The sequence below is a fragment of the Pseudochelatococcus lubricantis genome (genome assembly GCF_042432495.1).
In the GTDB taxonomy this organism is placed as follows: Bacteria; Pseudomonadota; Alphaproteobacteria; order Rhizobiales; family Beijerinckiaceae; genus Pseudochelatococcus; species Pseudochelatococcus lubricantis.
This window is the reverse complement of record NZ_JBHLXC010000002.1, coordinates 46,872-61,371: the sequence shown is the minus strand read 5'-3', so window position 1 is coordinate 61,371 and position 14,500 is coordinate 46,872. Positions and strand designations below refer to the sequence as shown.

Sequence of the window (14,500 nt, the reverse complement as noted above, 5' to 3'; positions counted from 1 at the left end):
TGTTGAAACGGACATGAACAAACCCATTCGCAAGGCTGTGTTTCCGGTGGCGGGACTTGGTACGCGCTTCCTTCCCGCGACCAAGGCAATGCCCAAGGAAATGCTGACTGTCGTCGACCGGCCCGTGATCCAGCATGTGGTGGATGAGGCGCGCGCTGCCGGTATCGAGCATTTCGTGTTCGTCACGGGGCGCAACAAGGGCGTGATTGAGGACCACTTCGACAACCAGTTCGAACTTGAGCGCACGCTTCTCGAACGCGGCAAGAAGCGCGAGCTGGAAGCGTTGCTGCACGATCTGCCCGGCCCCGGCCAGACGAGCTTCACGCGCCAGCAGGGACCGCTCGGCCTCGGCCATGCGGTGTGGTGCGCGCGCGACATCGTGGGCGACGAGCCGTTCGCCCTGCTCCTCCCTGACATGCTGCACCATGCCGAGACGCCCTGCCTCAGCGAGATGATCGATGCCTACGCCAACCACGGCGGCAACATCATCGGCGTTTACGAGGTGCCGGCCGACCAGGCGCATCAGTACGGCATCGTCGACGTTGCCGATGCCGGCGCCAAGGTCTCGCCGATCAGAGCCATGGTCGAGAAGCCCGCAAAGGGCACCGCGCCCTCCAACCTCGCCATCTCCGGGCGCTACATCCTGCAGCCCGAAATTTTCGACATCCTCGCGAAGCAGGAGCGGGGTGCCGGCGGCGAGATCCAGCTCACCGACGCCATGATCACGCTTGCGACGTCGCAGCCCTTCTTCGCGACGCGCTTCGACGGCGAGATCTACGATTGCGGTTCCAAGATCGGCTTCCTCGCCGCCAACGTCGCCTACGCGCTGGCGCGCGACGACCTCGCGCCCGACTTCCGCATTGCCCTGAACGCCCTGCTCAGGCAGTGAACGGCGCCGATAGCGCCTGAACCCTAGCCGCCCGCGCCTTTCGCGCGCGGGCGGCGCGAGGCCGTTTGAAAACCGGGGAGTAATGCGATGAATCTGCCGTCGTCCCAGACCGTTATCGGTATCAGCGAACCCGGCGGGCCGGATGTCCTGCGTCCGGAAACGCGCCCGGTGCCGCGCCCGGCGGCGGGGGAGGTGCTGGTGCGGGTGCATGCGGCTGGCGTCAACCGGCCGGATGTGGTGCAGCGGCAGGGCCATTATCCGCCGCCGCCGGGCGCCTCCGACATCCCCGGCCTCGAAATCGCCGGCGAGGTCGTGGCCGCGGGCGAGGGCGCGGACGTACCCGCGCCGGGCAGCCGCGTGACGGCGCTGGTGACGGGCGGCGGCTACGCCGAGTATTGCCTGGCCGACGCCGCGCTCGCGCTGCCGGTTCCCGACGGCCTCGACTTCGTCACGGCGGCGGCCGTTCCGGAAACCTATTTCACCGTGTGGTCGAACGTTTTCGACAGGGGTGCGCTGAAACCGGGCGAGACGCTGCTCGTGCACGGCGGCACGTCCGGCATCGGCACCACCGCGATCCAGCTTGGCAAGGCGTTCGGCGCGCGGGTGCTGACGACGGCGGGCTCGGCGGAAAAATGCGCCGCCTGCATGCGGCTGGGTGCGGACGCCGCCATCAACTATCGCGAGGAGGATTTCGTCGCGGCGGTAAAGGCGGCGACGGCCGGGCGCGGCGCCGATGTGATTCTCGACATGGTCGGCGGCAGCTACATCCCGCGCAACTATCAAGCGGCGGCGCAGGACGGGCGTATCGTGCAGATCGCGTTCATGCAGGGATCGAAGGTCGAGGTCGATTTCATGCGGCTGATGCTGAAACGGCTCACGCACACCGGCTCCACCCTCCGCAGCCGGCCGCTGGACGAGAAGGCGTCAATCGCCCTCTCCCTGCGGCAGCACGTATGGCCGCTGCTGGCCGAAGGACGCTGCTTGCCCGTGGTCCACAAGACCTTCCCGCTGACGGAGGCCGCCGCCGCGCACGCCCTGATGGAAACGGGCGAGCATATCGGCAAGATCGTGCTGCGGGTCGCCGGGTGAGGCTGTATTACAGCTTGCTGCCGATGGTCAGGAACTTGTCGGCGCGCGCGCGTTTCACGTCGTCCGCGGACAGCCCCGCCAGCTCCTGAAGGGAGGCGGCGATGGCGTCGCCCGTCGCGTTGATGGCGGCGTCGGGGTCGCGATGCGCACCGCCGGCGGGTTCGGGGACGATGGCGTCGATGATCTGGAAACGCAGCAGATCCTGCGCCGTGATCTTCATGGCGGTCGCGGCGTCCTGCGCCCGTGTGGGGTCGCGCCACAGGATGGACGCCGCGCCTTCCGGCGAGATCACCGAATAGATGGCGTGCTCCAGCATCAGCACGCGGTTGGCGGTGGCGAGCGCGATGGCGCCGCCCGATCCACCCTCGCCGATGACTATCGAGACGTTGGGCGTGGGCAGAAGCAGGCATGCGTCCGTGGAACGGGCGATGGCCTCGGCCTGTCCACGCTCCTCCGCGCCGATGCCGGGATAGGCGCCCGCCGTATCGACGAAGGTAATGACCGGCAGATCGAACCGCCCGGCGAGTTCCATCAGCCGCACGGCCTTGCGGTATCCCTCCGGCCGCGCCATGCCGAAATTGTGCCGGATGCGCGTTTCGGTCGACGAGCCCTTTTCCTGCCCGATGATGCAGACGCTCTCGCCCCGAAACCGGCCGAGCCCGCCGACGATCGCCTGATCCTCGCCGAACTTGCGGTCGCCGGCGAGCGGCGTGAAATCGGTGATCAGCGCCGAACAGTAGTCGACGAAATGCGGCCGCTGCGGATGGCGGGCCACCAGCGTCTTCTGCCAGGGGGTGAGGGAGGCGTAGACATCGTTGAGCGCCTTGCGCGCCTTGGCCTCCATATGCGCGATCTCGTCGCCGATGGCGACCGCGCTGCCCGAATCGGCCAAGGCCCTCAGCTCCTCGATCTTCGCTTCGAGTTCGGCGACGGGTTTTTCAAAGTCGAGATAGCTGCGCATCGGTTAGCCAGTCGTTGCCTCGTGAACGCCGCGGACGCACGCTCTGGCGAACCGCGCCGGAGCGCTTCCCGATCGGAATCCGCTCCAGGAAAGAATCGGGAGGCGCCTGCCGGACGGGCCGTCCGGCAAACGCTCTTGTGTGCGCGGAACTTGGCGTCCGCGCGTCTTCAAGTCAAGGGCGGCGATGGAGCCCTTGCCGCGTCTCCCGCGTCTGTGCGGGCCGGGAGATCGTCAGGTGCACGGAAGACGCGGGCGCGAAAACCGGTGCCATGCGTGCGGATTTGCGCGTCGCCCGCAGCGGGATCGGCCGGTAGAGTTGTTTGACCGCCTCCATCACGTGCACGCCGGCGAACGGCAGCGACAGGCCCGCGCCGATGCGCTCCCACGCCACGGCGGAGCGCAAGGCCAGGCGGCGCGGCACGGGCGGAATGTAGAGTGCCTCCCCCCACGTCTCCGCGGAGAACAGGCTCGCCTGCATCAGGCGGGCGAGCTGCGAGCGGCTGAAGGGCTGGCCCTGCCCGAAAGGCGTGGTGTCCATGCGCGTCCACAGGCCGCGCCGGTTGGGAACGATGACGATCACCCGGCCTCCAGGCGTCAGGACGCGCCAGATTTCCTCCATCAGCGCCTGCGGGGAATCCGTGGTTTCCAGCGCATGCGCCAGAATGACGCGATCGACGCTGCCGATCTGCAGTGGCAGCGACGTCTTGTCGACGAGCGCCGTCGCGTTGGGGCCGTGGCGGGGCCAGTGCATGACGCCCTGTGCCGCCGGCATGAAGGCAAGGAGCCGGTCCGCGCTGCTGCGGTAGGCCGAGAGGTAGGGCGTGGCGTAGCCGAAGCCGAGCACGGTATGGCCGCGCGCATCCGGCCATATCCGCTCGACAGCCTTCTTCACAAGCCGGCGCGCGACTGTGCCGAGCGGGCTCGCGTAGAAATCTCTCAGTTCGACGATGTCCACATCCATGACCGATACAGCTTTAGACCATTTCCAGCGCCAGATGTAGTCTTGTATTATAAAGCGTAAATATCACGGGTGTGCGGGCGCCGGGAGAAAGATCGGCGGGCGGCTGCCGCTTTTCATACGGAACGGAGGCACTGGCACGATGACGGCTGAAACGCATGTATTCCTGGCCCGCACCGACAACATCGGTGTGCTGCTGCACGATCCGCAGACCGGCGCAACCGCCGCCATCGATGCGCCCGAGGAGGCCGCTGTCGTCGATGCGCTGGCGCGCACCGGCTGGCAGCTCACCGATATCCTCGTCACACACAAGCATGCCGATCATATCGACGGCATCCTGCCTCTGAAGCAACGCTTCCCCGCCGTCCGCGTCACCGCGCCCGCGCTGGAGCGGGACGCGATCCCGGCCGTCGACGCGACGGTGGAGGAGGGCGACAGTGTGCCGGTCGGCTCCCTGACGGCGCAGGTCATCGCCACGCCCGGTCACACGCGCGGCCATGTCGCCTACTGGTTCGCGCAGGACAGGGCGCTGTTCGCGGGTGATACGCTGTTTTCGCTTGGCTGCGGCCGTCTCTTCGAAGCCGACGCGGCAACGATGTGGGCGTCGCTCGAAAAGCTGCGGGCGCTGCCGGACGATACGCGCCTGTTCTGCGGGCACGAATATACGCTGTCGAACGCCCGTTTCGCGCTCGCCGTCGATCCGGACAATCCTGCGTTGCAGGCGCGCGCCGCCGCCGTCGAAGCCGCCCGCCGCGAGGGGCGGTTGACCGTTCCTTCCTTCCTTGGCGGCGAGAAGGTGCAGAATCCGTTCCTGCGCGCCGACGACGCGGCCTTCGCCGCCCGACTGGGGCTTGCGGGACAGGCACCGGCGCAGGTCTTCGCCGAGCTGCGGGCACGCAAGGACAGGGCATGAGCAGCAGACAAAGCCCCGGGGAAACTCCCCGGGGCAATCGTGAAACGTAGTGAAGGGCCTGTAAAGGCCGCTCAGCCGTTGGCGATGTACTGGGCGCCGTTGACGGTGAGCACCGATCCGTTGAAGAAGCTCGCCTTCTCGGAGGCGAGGAACGACACCGTGGCGGCAATTTCGTCGGCCCGACCGAGACGGCCAGTCGGGATGGTGGCGATGATCTTCTTCAGCACGTCCTCCGGCACGGCGGCGACCATCTCGGTGTCGATGTAGCCGGGCGCGATGACATTGGCGGTTATGCCCTTGGAGGCGTTCTCTTGCGCCAGCGCCTTGGTGAAGCCGATGATGCCGGCCTTGGCGGCCGAATAGTTCGTCTGCCCCGCCTGGCCCTTCTGGCCGTTGATCGACGAGATGTTGATGATGCGGCCCCAGCCGCGCGCCCGCAGGCCCTCGATCACCGGACGGGTGACGTTGAACACCGAATCGAGGTTGGTGCGCAGCACCTGCGACCACTGTTCATACGACAGGCGGTGGAACGTAGCGTCGCGCGTGATGCCGGCGTTGTTGACCACGATGTCGATGGGGCCGTGCTCCGCCTCGATCTTGGCGATGCCTTCCGCCGACGAAACCGGATCGGCGACGTCGAACTTGATGACCGGAATGCCAGTTTCGGCGTTAAACTTGGCCGCGGCCTCTTCGTTGCCTGCGTAATTGGCGACGACCTTGTGTCCGTCCGCCGCCAGTGCCTTGGAGATCGCCGCGCCGATGCCGCGCGTACCCCCGGTTACTATCGCTACCCGTGCCATGGTGATCCCTTTTCTTTTTTTGTGTGTGAGGCGGCACAGGTATTGTTGCTGAGGAGACCGATGCCGCCCGAAAGTTCTGCCAAGATCGCAGCTGTGGAGCCCTGATTCAGAACATTGTCAGGATATTACGAAACTTTAGCATTGTCTCCCGCTCAATCATTATTATGGATCAATTTTTTAGACTTGTTTCTATTGCGACTATTCAGGCGGAAGACAGAAAACGTTTACTCAAACCGAAATGCGCGCTCAGCCGGGGATAGCCGCCGGAACGCCGCGGAAAACTGCGTCATGCCAAGGCTCCCGATCCCCGGCCGCTCCGCGCAGGCTTGGCTCAAGCGCCGCACGGGCCAGTCCGATTTCCGATGAGTCGCGCCCGCCGGGAATCGGTCTTATGCTGTGGCCGCGAAATCATGTGCGCCAAGCGGACCGCCCCTTCGAGCGGACCGCCCCTTCGAAAGGCGCCGATCCGCTTCATCTTCCCGTCTCTTGTCGCTGCCAGGGGAGAAGCGTCTCACGCCTCTCCCCAAACCGGCTTTAGCGTTCGACGGTCAGCGCGACACCCATGCCGCCGCCGATGCAGAGCGTGGCGAGGCCCTTCTTGGCGTCGCGGCGCTGCATTTCGTAGAGCAGGGTGGTGAGGATGCGCGCGCCCGAAGCGCCGATGGGGTGGCCGATGGCGATGGCGCCGCCGTTGACGTTCACCTTCGACGTATCCCAGCCGAGATCGCGATTGACCGAGATCGCCTGTGCTGCGAAAGCCTCGTTGGCCTCGATCAGGTCGAGGTCCTCGACCTTCCAGCCGGCCTTCTCCAGCGCCTTGCGGGCGGAGGGGATGGGGCCGGTGCCCATGATCGCCGGGTCGACGCCCGCCGTCGCCCACGAGGCGACGCGCGCCAGCACCTTCAGGCCGCGGCGCTCGGCTTCCGCCGCCGTGGTGATGACGAGCGCTGCTGCGCCGTCGTTGAGGCCGGAGGCGTTGCCGGCGGTGACGGTGCCGTCCTTCGTGAAGGCGGGGCGCAGCTTGGCGACCGCGTCATAGGTCGCGCCGTCGCGGATGTACTCGTCGGTATCGACGATCACGTCGCCCTTGCGGGACTTCACGGTGACCGGCGCGATCTCGTCCTTGAACTTGCCGGCGTCGCGGGCGGCTTCCGCCTTGTTCTGCGAGGCGACGGCGAACTCATCCTGCTCCTGGCGGGAGATCTGGTACTTCTGCGCGACGTTCTCGGCCGTCTGGCCCATGTGGTAGCCGTTGAAGGCTTCCCAGAGGCCGTCCTTGATCATGGTGTCGATGAAGTTCAGGTCGCCCATCTTTTGGCCGGCGCGCAGGTAGGCGGCGTGGGGAGCGAGCGACATCGATTCCTGGCCGCCTGCGACGATGAACGTGGCGTCGCCCGTGGCGATCTGCTGGGCGCCGAGCGCAACGGCGCGCAGGCCCGAACCGCAGACCTGGTTCAGCGTCCATGCCGTCTTCTCGACCGGGATGCCGGCGTGAACGGCGGCCTGGCGGGCGGGGTTCTGGCCCTGAGCGGCGGTCAGCACCTGCCCGAGAATCACTTCGTCGACATCGCCCGCCTCGATACCGGCGCGGGCGATGGCGGCCTGAATGATCTGCGCGCCAAGCTCATGAGCCGGCACGGTTGCGAAGGAACCGTTGAAGGAGCCGACGGCGGAACGCGCTGCGGCGACGATGACGATATCGTTGAAGGCCATGAGATCAGTCTCCAGTTGAGCGTTTTTTAAAAAACGTTCTGCGGGGCTTTCTGCCCGGAGCGGGCGGTGAAAATCCTCCCCCCGTCGCTAATGTGGACGCGGCACGTGGGGCGTCAAGCGTTGAAACCGTGAAGGGGGCGCCCGTATCCCTCGCGAGAGCTGCGGACACCCGTGTGAAACCACACCGAAGCAACGGGTTGCTGCGAAAAGTGTTTGCCAGAACGCGCGAACGGCCTATCGTCCCCGACTCAGGGGCCGGAGCAATGACTTGCGTCAATTCGCAGGACGCTGCAAAAGACCGGCGGGGACAAGAGACGGTAAGGATGCTCATGGCGACCGATAAACAACCCACGGTTATCAAGAAGTACGCTAATCGCCGCCTGTACCACACGGGAACCAGCACTTATGTGACACTCGAGGATCTGGCCGGCATGGTGCGCCAGGGAGAAGACTTCATCGTCTTCGATGCGAAGTCGGGAGAGGACATCACCCGCTCGGTGCTGACCCAGATCATCTTCGAGGAAGAGGGCAAGGAGGGACAGTCCTTGCTGCCGGTCGCTTTCCTGCGCCAGCTCATCCGTTTCTACGGCGACAGCATGGAAGCGCTGGTGCCGAGCTATCTCGAATTCTCCATCGAGAATTTCACGCGCGAGCAGCAGAAGCTGCGCGAGAAGATGGCGCAGTCTTTCGGTCCCGCCGCCGCATTCCATGCCATCGAGGAGCAGGTGCGCTCGAATATGGCGATGTTCAGCGAAGCGCTGCGGCTGTTCACGCCTTTTCCGCAGAAGACAGCCGAGGACGAACGCCGCGTCGTGCCGCCCGTCACCGATGCGTCTGATCTCGAAGTGCTGAAGAAGCAGATGGCCGACATGCAGGCGCGCCTCGATGCGCTGGTGGGGCGGAAGGGGGAGCAGGACAAAAGCGGCGGCTGAAAATCAACGGCTGCTTCGCTCAAGGCGAAGCAGCATGCCAACCCGGCGAGCGGGGTCAAGGCCTCGCTCAATCTCCGATTGCAATACAGCAGCAAGGTCTGGTGGCAGCAAGGCGCCGCTGACTTCGCGAAAACCCAGCGATTCGTAAAACGGTCGGTTGAAAGGCGCGAAGCGGTCGGTCGTCAGCGTGGCCGTCCGCAAGCCCCTTCGCCTCGTTTCCGCGATGGCCGCCAGTATCAGCGCGCGGCCGATACCGCGCCCCTGCCAGCGCCGCCACACGTCGATCTCGCCGATATAAAGCGCCCCGTTGCGCGCCTCCGCGGCCAGAAACCCAAGCGGCGCATCGTTTTCATCCGCGGCCACAAACAGCAGGCCATCGGCGGCGCACCGTTCCATCAGGTCGCGCTGCGTTGCCGAAAGGTCGTCGGGCGGAATGGCGCCAGCCTCAATCAGCGCATGGGTGGCATCGATTTCAAGTGCCGCCAGGCGGTCCAGCTCGTCAAGCCGCCCGGCCCGGACAGGGCGGGACCAGACTGCTCTTGCCGGGGGGACCGCCGGCCGCGTCCATGCCGATCAGCCGAACGTGGGATCAAGCTCGCCCGAGGCGTAGCGCCTGGCCATAGTGGACAGCGGCAGCACCTTGATCTTCGAGGCGTTGCCGGCCGTGCCGAACTGTTCGAGACGCAGCTTGCACAGCTTCGTCATCGCCTCCATGGCGGGCTTCAGGTACTTGCGCGGGTCGAACTCCGCCTTGTCGGTGGCGAGCACCTTGCGGATGGCGCCTGTCATGGCGAGTCGGTTGTCGGTGTCGATGTTGACCTTGCGCACGCCATGCCGGATGCCGCGCACGATCTCTTCCACCGGCACGCCCCACGTCTGCGGCATCTCGCCGCCGTAGGCGTTGATGATGTCCTGCAGGTCCTGCGGCACGGACGAGGAGCCGTGCATGACGAGGTGGACGTTCGGCAGGCGCTTGTGGATTTCCTCGATGACGTTCATCGCCAGAATCTCGCCGTCCGGCTTGCGGCTGAACTTGTAGGCGCCGTGCGAGGTGCCCATGGCGATGGCAAGCGCGTCGACCTTGGTCTTCTTCACGAAGTCGACGGCCTGGTCCGGATCGGTCAGCAACTGGTCGTGCGAGAGCTTGCCCTCGGCGCCGTGGCCGTCTTCCTTGTCGCCCTCGCCGGTTTCCAGCGAGCCGAGCACGCCGAGTTCACCCTCGACGGAGACGCCGCCCCAGTGGGCGATATCGGAGACGCGCCGGGTGATGCCGACGTTATAATCATAGTCGGCCGGCGTCTTGCCGTCTGCGAGCAGCGAGCCGTCCATCATCACGGAGGTGAAGCCGTTCTGGATCGCCGTGACGCAGGTGGGCTCACCATTACCGTGGTCGAGATGCATGCAGACCGGGATGTGCGGGTAGATTTCCACCAGCGCGTCGATCAGGCGCGCCAGCACGATGTCGTTGGCATAGGCACGCGCGCCGCGGCTCGCCTGGATGATGACCGGCGCGTCGACGGCGTCGGCGGCGGCCATGATGGCGAGGCCCTGTTCCATATTGTTGATGTTGAACGCCGGCACGCCATAGCCGTGCTCTGCCGCGTGGTCGAGAAGCTGCCTCAGGGTAATGCGGGCCACGATCGTCCTCCTGAACGAAAGGTGTAAGCGTCTGCAATAACTCGCCGACGGCGCAGCGCCACCGGCGACCGTTCATCAAGCCTGCCCGGCTGCCGCACGGGCGCGTTCGGCCGCCAGCGACAGGGCGGCGATGCCGGGCAGGGGCTTGCCCTCCAGCCATTCCAGAAAGGCCCCGCCCGCGGTCGAGACATAGGTGAAATCTTCCACGGCGTTCGCCTTGTTGAGCGCCGCGATGGTGTCGCCGCCGCCGGCCACCGACACGAGCTTGCGTTGCCGCGTGCGCTCGGCCGCGTGGCGGGCCGCCTCGACGGTGCCCCGATCGAACGGTTCGAGTTCGAAGGCGCCGAGCGGCCCGTTCCACACCAGCGTCATGGCGTCGTCGATGGCGGCGCGCACCCGCTCGATGGACTGCGGGCCGATGTCGAGGATCATGCCGTCGTCGGGAATGGCGTCTAGGCCGTAGGCATGGCTTTCCGTGCCCGCCTTGAACTCCCACGCCACCACGCCGTCAACCGGCAGGATGACGCTGCAGGAGTGCTTTTCGGCAGCATCGAGAATGCGCAACGCCGTGGGCGCGAGGTCGCGCTCCGCCAGCGACTTGCCGACAGGCACGCCCTGCGCCAGCAGGAAAGTGTTGGCCATGCCGCCGCCGACCACGAGCGCGTCGACCCGGGTGACGAGGTTTTCGAGCAGCGCGAGCTTGGTGGAAACCTTCGCGCCGCCGACGATCGCCACCACGGGCCGCTGCGGTGTCTCCAGCCCCTTCGCCAGCGCCTCCAGTTCCGCCTGCATGGTGCGCCCGGCAAAGGCCGGCAGCACGTGGGCGAGCCCTTCTGTCGAGGCGTGGGCGCGGTGGGCGGTGGAGAATGCGTCGTTGACGTAAAGATCGCCAAGCTTCGCAAGGTCCGCGACGAAGGCAGGATCGTTCTTTTCCTCGCCGTCGTGGAAGCGCGTGTTTTCCAGCAGCACGATGTCGCCGTCGCCGAGCGCGGCAACAGCCTGTTCGGCGGCCTCGCCGACGGCCTCGTCGGCGAAGGCGACGGGCCGCCCGAGGATTTCGGCGCAGACGGGCGCGAGCGCGCGCAGGCTTTCCTTCGGGTCGCGGCCCTTCGGGCGGCCGAAGTGCGACAGGACGACCACGCGGGCGCCCCTGTCGGCGAGTTCGCCGACGGTCGTCATGGCGCGGGCGATGCGGGTGGTGTCGGTCACGCGGCCATCGTCATCCGTCGGCACGTTGAGATCGACACGGACGAGCACACGCCGACCTTTCACATCGGCGTCGTCCAGCGTGCGAAAAGCGGTCATCGGGCATAACTCCGGTCGTGGAAAAGGCGCGGCATCCGCCGCGCCTCAGGTGATCAGATCAACTTGCCGAGGAGAACGGCGACGTCCGACATGCGGTTCGAGAAACCCCATTCGTTGTCGTACCAGCTCAGCACACGCACCAGCTTGCCGTCTATAACCTTGGTCTGGTCCAGCGCAAAAATGGACGAGCGCGGATCGTGATTGAAGTCCACCGATACGTTGGGCTGGTCCGTGACGCCGAGAATGCCCTTGAGCGCCCCGCCAGCGGCGGCCTTGACCGCCTCGTTGATCTCCTGCACCGAGGTCGCGCGGCTTGCGACGAACTTGAAGTCGATCACCGAGACATTGGGGGTCGGCACGCGGATCGAGCTGCCGTCGAGCTTGCCGGCGAGTTCCGGCAGCACGAGGCCGACGGCCTTGGCTGCGCCCGTCGAGGTCGGGATCTGCGACAGCGCCGCCGCGCGTGCACGGTAAAGGTCCTTGTGCACCTGGTCCAGCGAGGGCTGGTCGTTGGTGTAGGAGTGGATGGTGGTCATGAAGCCACTCTCGATGCCCACCGCCTCATGCAGGACCTTGGCAACGGGCGCGAGGCTGTTCGTGGTGCACGACGCATTGGAGATGACGAGGTGCTCCTTCGTCAGCTTGTCGTGGTTCACGCCGTAGACGACGGTGAGATCGGCGCCGTCGGCGGGCGCCGAGACGATGACGCGCTTCGCGCCGGCCTCAAGGTGCGCGGCCGCCTTGTCACGGGCGGTGAAAATGCCCGTCGATTCGAGCGCGATGTCGATGCCGAGATCCTTGTGGGGCAACTGCGCCGGATCGCGCACGGCCGTGACCTTGATCGGCCCGCGGCCCACGTCGATGGTGTCGCCGTCGATCTTCACCTCGCCGGGGAACCGCCCGTGCACGGAATCGAAACGCAGCAGGTGGGCGTTCGTCTCCACGGGAGCGAGATCGTTGATCGCCACGACCTCGATGTCGGTGCGGCCGCTCTCGACAATCGCGCGCAGAATGTTGCGCCCGATACGACCAAACCCGTTGATTGCTACCCGAACCGCCATTTTCTCGTCTCCTCGCAATAGATGCTCACTCGGTTATTCTGGCTCGGCCGAATTTTACAGCCCATATCGTCAGCTATTGTGGCGCTTGATCACCTTTTCGACGACGGCTTCGGGCGTGATGCCGAAATATTTGTAAAGTTCCTTGTAGGGAGCGCTGGCGCCGAAGCCGCTCATGCCGACGAAAATGCCGTCCGAATCGATCACGGCATCCCAGCCGAAGCGCACGGCCGCCTCGATGGCGACCTTGATCCGGGCGTTGCCGACGACGGCCCTGCGCACGTCTTCCGGCTGTTCGAGGAAAAGTTCCAGCGACGGCACCGATACGACGCGCGCCGCGATACCCTGTTCCTTCAGCAGTTCCTGCGCCTTGAGCGCGATCTCGACTTCCGAGCCCGAGGCGAACAGCGAAGCCACCGCCACGCCTTCCGCGGGCGACAGTTCGTAGGCGCCGGTGGCGGAAAGGTTCTGCGGCGCGGGCTCGGTGCGCACGGTCGGCAGGTTCTGGCGGGTGAGGGCGAGCAGCGTCGGCCCCGTGGTGCGGCCAAGTGCGATCTGCCACGCTTCCGCCGTCTCCACCGCGTCCGCCGGCCGCAGCACGCGCAGGTTGGGGATGGCGCGAAGCGCCGCCAGATGCTCGACGGGCTGGTGCGTGGGCCCATCTTCGCCGAGACCGATGGAATCGTGCGTGAACACATAGATCGCCGGCGTTCCCGTCAGCGCAGCAAGGCGGATTGCCGGGCGCGCGTAGTCGGAGAACACAAGGAAGGTGCCGCCGGCCGGGCGGTAGCCGCCGTGCAGCAGGATGCCGTTCATCGCCGCGGCCATGCCGTGCTCGCGGATGCCGTAGTGGATGTAGCGCCCCGCATAGTCGCCGGGCGCGATCTCCTTCAGGCCCTTGGTGCGGGTGTTGTTGGAGGGCGTGAGGTCGGCGGAGCCGAGCAGCAGTTCCGGCACCTCGCCGACAAGCGCTTCCAGCGCCAGCTCGCTGGCCTTGCGGGTGGCGATGGCCGGCTTTTCGCCGTTGAAGCGGGCCTTCAGCGCATCGCTGGCCGCATGCAGGCGCCGCGTGTCGGGCTCGCCGGTGATGCGGCGGGCGAACTCGGTGCGCACCGCCTCCGACTCGCCGGCGAGCCGCTTCTGCCAGGCCTCGCGTGCCGCCCGCCCGCGTTCGCCGAATGTCCGCCACGCCTTCAGGATGCCGTCGGGCACCTCGAACGGGCCGTGGTGCCAGCCGAGGGCCTCCTTGGTGGCGAGTATCTCTTCCGCGCCGAGCGGCTCGCCATGAGCCTTCGACGTGCCCGCCTTCTTCGGCGAGCCGTAGCCGATGACGGTTTTCGCCGCGATCAGCGTCGGCCGGTCGGCATTGCGCGCGGCCTCGATGGCGGCGGCGATCGCGTCGGGGTCGTGGCCGTCGACATGCACCGCGTGCCAGCCCGCCGATTCGAAGCGCTTCGCCTGATCGACCGAATCGGAGAGCGACAGCGGCCCGTCGATGGAGATGCCGTTGTCGTCCCACAGCACGATCAGCCGGTTCAGCTTCAGGTGGCCGGCGAAGGCGATGGCCTCCTGGCTGATGCCTTCCATCAGGTCGCCATCGGAGGCGAGGACATATGTAAAGTGATCAACGAGGCCGTCGCCGTATTCCGCGTTGAGCAGCCGTTCGGCCAGCGCGAAGCCGACCGCCGTGGCGAGCCCTTGCCCGAGCGGGCCGGTGGTGGTTTCGACACCGGCGGTGACGAAGTTCTCGGGATGGCCGGGCGTCTTCGAATGGAGCTGGCGGAAGTGCCTGATTTCGTCGAGCGTCACGGAAGGTGCGCCCGTCAGGTACAGCAGCGCGTAGAGCAGCGCGGACCCGTGGCCGGCGGAGAGGATGAATCGGTCGCGGTCCGGCCAGCTCGGATTGGCGGCGTCGAACTTCAGAAAGCGGGAAAACAGGACCGTCGCGACGTCAGCCATGCCGAGCGGCAGGCCAGGATGGCCGGATTTCGCCTTTTCCACCGCGTCGATCGCCAAAGCGCGGATGGCGTTGGCAAGCTCTTTGTGCTCGACTTGTGCTGTCACGGGTGAAATCCTCTGATCGTCAAGTGCGGGTGTGGAGGAGCGGTCGGGTCCGGTGAACGCAGGCCGCAGGCCATGCTGATGAACTGGCTTGATAGCAGGCTGTATCCCCATGTCAAAAGGGAACATGACAATCAGACGTATTGACGCGCGGAAAACTGCCGTTCACCCTGCGGCGAAGTG

The 14,500-nt window shown here is 66.2% G+C and carries 13 protein-coding genes; 4 read left to right on the top strand and 9 right to left on the bottom strand.

Going from position 1 to position 14,500, the window contains the following annotated elements:
- Positions 1 to 13: 13 nt before the first annotated feature.
- Positions 14 to 889: a UTP--glucose-1-phosphate uridylyltransferase GalU gene (galU, locus tag ACFFJ7_RS03185; protein WP_166954757.1), complete on the top strand. Its 876-nt coding sequence runs from the start codon at positions 14 to 16 to the stop codon at positions 887 to 889.
- Positions 890 to 976: 87 nt separating this feature from the next.
- On the top strand, positions 977 to 1,978 hold the full coding sequence (locus ACFFJ7_RS03180) for an NAD(P)H-quinone oxidoreductase (protein WP_377590736.1): 1,002 nt from the start codon (positions 977 to 979) through the stop codon (positions 1,976 to 1,978).
- A 7-nt stretch (positions 1,979 to 1,985) separates the two neighbouring features.
- Here the strand turns inward: ACFFJ7_RS03180 and ACFFJ7_RS03175 are convergent, their stop codons facing one another.
- Together ACFFJ7_RS03175 and ACFFJ7_RS03170 are read right to left on the bottom strand one after the other, a co-directional pair.
- Positions 1,986 to 2,939 carry an acetyl-CoA carboxylase carboxyltransferase subunit alpha gene (locus ACFFJ7_RS03175; protein WP_377590735.1) on the bottom strand — a complete coding sequence of 318 codons (954 nt, stop codon included), beginning with the start codon at positions 2,937 to 2,939 and terminating at the stop codon, positions 1,986 to 1,988.
- Positions 2,940 to 3,111: 172 nt separating this feature from the next.
- Positions 3,112 to 3,900: a class I SAM-dependent methyltransferase gene (locus ACFFJ7_RS03170; protein ID WP_377590734.1), complete on the bottom strand. Its 789-nt coding sequence runs from the start codon at positions 3,898 to 3,900 to the stop codon at positions 3,112 to 3,114.
- 139 nt (positions 3,901 to 4,039) lie between these two features.
- Here ACFFJ7_RS03170 and gloB point away from each other — a divergent pair, with 139 nt between their 5' ends.
- The gene (gene gloB, locus ACFFJ7_RS03165; RefSeq protein ID WP_377590733.1) at positions 4,040 to 4,810 is read left to right on the top strand and encodes a hydroxyacylglutathione hydrolase; all 771 of its coding nucleotides are present in this window, start codon (positions 4,040 to 4,042) and stop codon (positions 4,808 to 4,810) included.
- A gap of 71 nt (positions 4,811 to 4,881) precedes the next feature.
- On the opposite strand, the gene phbB is transcribed toward gloB, so the two are convergent.
- Both phbB and ACFFJ7_RS03155 read right to left on the bottom strand, forming a co-directional pair.
- Positions 4,882 to 5,616 carry an acetoacetyl-CoA reductase gene (gene phbB / locus ACFFJ7_RS03160; RefSeq protein ID WP_166954860.1) on the bottom strand — a complete coding sequence of 245 codons (735 nt, stop codon included), beginning with the start codon at positions 5,614 to 5,616 and terminating at the stop codon, positions 4,882 to 4,884.
- A 528-nt stretch (positions 5,617 to 6,144) separates the two neighbouring features.
- The gene (locus tag ACFFJ7_RS03155; RefSeq protein WP_166954767.1) at positions 6,145 to 7,323 is read right to left on the bottom strand and encodes an acetyl-CoA C-acetyltransferase; all 1,179 of its coding nucleotides are present in this window, start codon (positions 7,321 to 7,323) and stop codon (positions 6,145 to 6,147) included.
- A 329-nt stretch (positions 7,324 to 7,652) separates the two neighbouring features.
- Between ACFFJ7_RS03155 and phaR the strand changes: the two genes are divergently transcribed.
- Positions 7,653 to 8,255: a polyhydroxyalkanoate synthesis repressor PhaR gene (gene phaR / locus ACFFJ7_RS03150; RefSeq protein ID WP_166954769.1), complete on the top strand. Its 603-nt coding sequence runs from the start codon at positions 7,653 to 7,655 to the stop codon at positions 8,253 to 8,255.
- 3 nt (positions 8,256 to 8,258) lie between these two features.
- Here the strand turns inward: phaR and ACFFJ7_RS03145 are convergent, their stop codons facing one another.
- The 5 genes from ACFFJ7_RS03145 to tkt all read right to left on the bottom strand — a co-directional run bounded on the left by ACFFJ7_RS03145 (position 8,259) and on the right by tkt (position 14,320).
- Positions 8,259 to 8,651: a GNAT family N-acetyltransferase gene (locus ACFFJ7_RS03145; protein ID WP_246225382.1), complete on the bottom strand. Its 393-nt coding sequence runs from the start codon at positions 8,649 to 8,651 to the stop codon at positions 8,259 to 8,261.
- Positions 8,652 to 8,828: 177 nt separating this feature from the next.
- Positions 8,829 to 9,893 carry a class II fructose-bisphosphate aldolase gene (gene fba / locus ACFFJ7_RS03140; RefSeq protein ID WP_377590732.1) on the bottom strand — a complete coding sequence of 355 codons (1,065 nt, stop codon included), beginning with the start codon at positions 9,891 to 9,893 and terminating at the stop codon, positions 8,829 to 8,831.
- Between the two features lie 75 nt (positions 9,894 to 9,968).
- The gene (locus ACFFJ7_RS03135) at positions 9,969 to 11,198 is read right to left on the bottom strand and encodes a phosphoglycerate kinase (protein WP_377590731.1); all 1,230 of its coding nucleotides are present in this window, start codon (positions 11,196 to 11,198) and stop codon (positions 9,969 to 9,971) included.
- Between the two features lie 53 nt (positions 11,199 to 11,251).
- Positions 11,252 to 12,259, bottom strand: a complete 1,008-nt coding sequence (gap, locus tag ACFFJ7_RS03130; RefSeq protein WP_166954775.1) for a type I glyceraldehyde-3-phosphate dehydrogenase — start codon at positions 12,257 to 12,259, stop codon at positions 11,252 to 11,254.
- Positions 12,260 to 12,328: 69 nt separating this feature from the next.
- On the bottom strand, positions 12,329 to 14,320 hold the full coding sequence (gene tkt, locus ACFFJ7_RS03125; protein WP_377590730.1) for a transketolase: 1,992 nt from the start codon (positions 14,318 to 14,320) through the stop codon (positions 12,329 to 12,331).
- Positions 14,321 to 14,500 lie beyond the last annotated feature (180 nt).

Coding starts and splice junctions, on each gene's coding strand:
- ACFFJ7_RS03155 (WP_166954767.1), bottom strand. CDS start 7,323: ATGGCCTTCAACGATATCGTCATCGTCGCCGCAGCGCGTTCCGCCGTC.
- ACFFJ7_RS03180 (WP_377590736.1), top strand. CDS start 977: ATGAATCTGCCGTCGTCCCAGACCGTTATCGGTATCAGCGAACCCGGC.
- ACFFJ7_RS03145 (WP_246225382.1), bottom strand. CDS start 8,651: ATGGAACGGTGCGCCGCCGATGGCCTGCTGTTTGTGGCCGCGGATGAA.
- galU (WP_166954757.1), top strand. CDS start 14: ATGAACAAACCCATTCGCAAGGCTGTGTTTCCGGTGGCGGGACTTGGT.
- phaR (WP_166954769.1), top strand. CDS start 7,653: ATGGCGACCGATAAACAACCCACGGTTATCAAGAAGTACGCTAATCGC.
- gap (WP_166954775.1), bottom strand. CDS start 12,259: ATGGCGGTTCGGGTAGCAATCAACGGGTTTGGTCGTATCGGGCGCAAC.
- ACFFJ7_RS03135 (WP_377590731.1), bottom strand. CDS start 11,198: ATGACCGCTTTTCGCACGCTGGACGACGCCGATGTGAAAGGTCGGCGT.
- gloB (WP_377590733.1), top strand. CDS start 4,040: ATGACGGCTGAAACGCATGTATTCCTGGCCCGCACCGACAACATCGGT.
- ACFFJ7_RS03170 (WP_377590734.1), bottom strand. CDS start 3,900: ATGGATGTGGACATCGTCGAACTGAGAGATTTCTACGCGAGCCCGCTC.
- ACFFJ7_RS03175 (WP_377590735.1), bottom strand. CDS start 2,939: ATGCGCAGCTATCTCGACTTTGAAAAACCCGTCGCCGAACTCGAAGCG.